Source organism: Candidatus Symbiopectobacterium sp. NZEC135, from assembly GCF_025962695.1.
On sequence record NZ_JAGFPF010000394.1, the window covers coordinates 1 to 1,586 of the forward strand.

The following is a 1,586-nucleotide window of genomic DNA, read 5'->3' on the forward strand; positions in this document are numbered from 1 at the left end:
AGCGGGGAGAGCAGCCAGAAAGATATCGAACGTCATGTGGATGGCTGGATCAAGGCACATCAGGCACAGTTTGATGGGTGGGTTAAAACCGCCGCTGACGCGGCCAGGTAACCTGATAGCGTCACGTTGTGATTGTTCACTCACAGGCCCTAACGGGCCTGTTTCTTTAGATTCCGCTCCCTGTAAACGCCCTCTGTCTTAACGGATTTGCTACAATCGCCCCCACATATTCCAGAACGCTAGCGAGTATTCATGTCTTCTCAACAGGCCCAGACGGGTCTCAGCCTTCCTTTAACGCTCATCATGTCGACGGCAACCGGATTGGCCGTTGCCAGTAATTACTACGCCCAGCCGCTGTTAGAAACCATCGCCAGAGCCTTTGAGCTTTCCGTTAATCAGGCAGGGCTAATTGTCACCGCCGCGCAGGTGGGCTATGCGGTAGGGTTACTGTTTCTGGTGCCGATGGGTGATATGTTTGAACGGCGCACGCTGATTGTCACCATGACGCTGTTGACCGCGCTGGGGCTGGTGATTACCGCGCTGGCCCCCACATTGCCGGTGATGCTTGCGGGTATCGGGGTCGCGGGGTTGTGCTCCGTGGTGGCCCAACTGCTGGTGCCGCTCGCGGCAACGCTGGCAACCCCCGAAACCCGTGGCAAGGTAGTGGGTACGATAATGAGCGGTCTGCTGCTCGGCATTCTGCTTGCACGCACCATTGCCGGCGCACTCGCCACGCTGGGAGGATGGCGCACCGTATACTGGGTAGCCAGCGTATTGATGGTTATTATGGCGTTGGTACTGTGGCGCGCCCTGCCGCGTTTACCGCCCAACAATAACCTGCAATACGAGCAACTGATCGTCTCCATTTTCCGGCTGTTTGCCACCACGCCAGTATTGCGCGTGCGCGCACTGCTCGGGTGTCTCTCTTTTGCCAATTTCAGCATTCTCTGGACCTCGATGGCATTTCTGCTGTCGGCACCGCCTTATCACTATTCAGAAGGGGTTATCGGGCTGTTTGGTTTAGTGGGGGCGGCAGGCGCACTGGCCGCCACCCGCGCTGGCCGTCTGGTCGATAAGGGAAAAGCCACGTTGACCACCACGGTGGGTCTGGTGCTGCTGTTACTTTCCTGGGGCATGATCGCCATGGGTGCCACGGCGCTGCTGCCGTTGATTGTCGGCATTGTGGTGCTCGACCTTGCCGTGCAGGGCTTGCACGTCACCAATCAAAGCGTGATCTACCAGATGATGCCGGAAGCGCGTAACCGGCTTACCGCCGGGTACATGACCAGCTACTTTATCGGCGGCGCGGCGGGCTCCTTGCTGTCTGCGGCAACCTATCAGGTTGCGGGCTGGACAGGCGTCTGCTCTGCGGGTGCGGCAGTGAGCCTGCTGACGCTGCTTATCTGGATACCTGGCCGAAAACACGGCTGATAACAGCACGCCAGTGAGGATGTGTCACATCTCTGGCACATCCTCCGTTTTATCGGTAGGGTATTGACCATCGATTCTATTAAGCGACACGTTAGCCAATGATAAGCCAACAGCAGGAGAAGCACGTTGAACACGCTTCTCCGCACGCCACCTTC

General features: G+C 57.8%; 1 protein-coding gene and 1 pseudogene. Both read left to right on the forward strand.

What is annotated here, in order from left to right; translation table 11 throughout:
* Positions 1 to 111 (forward strand): annotated as a pseudogene (gene proX / locus J5224_RS27190) (proline/glycine betaine ABC transporter substrate-binding protein ProX); the annotation flags it as partial.
* A 141-nt stretch (positions 112 to 252) separates the two neighbouring features.
* Positions 253 to 1,431, forward strand: a complete 1,179-nt coding sequence (locus J5224_RS27195) for an MFS transporter (RefSeq protein WP_264628263.1) — start codon at positions 253 to 255, stop codon at positions 1,429 to 1,431.
* The last annotated feature ends 155 nt before the right edge of the window (positions 1,432 to 1,586 follow it).

Coding starts and splice junctions, on each gene's coding strand:
- J5224_RS27195 (WP_264628263.1), top strand. CDS start 253: ATGTCTTCTCAACAGGCCCAGACGGGTCTCAGCCTTCCTTTAACGCTC.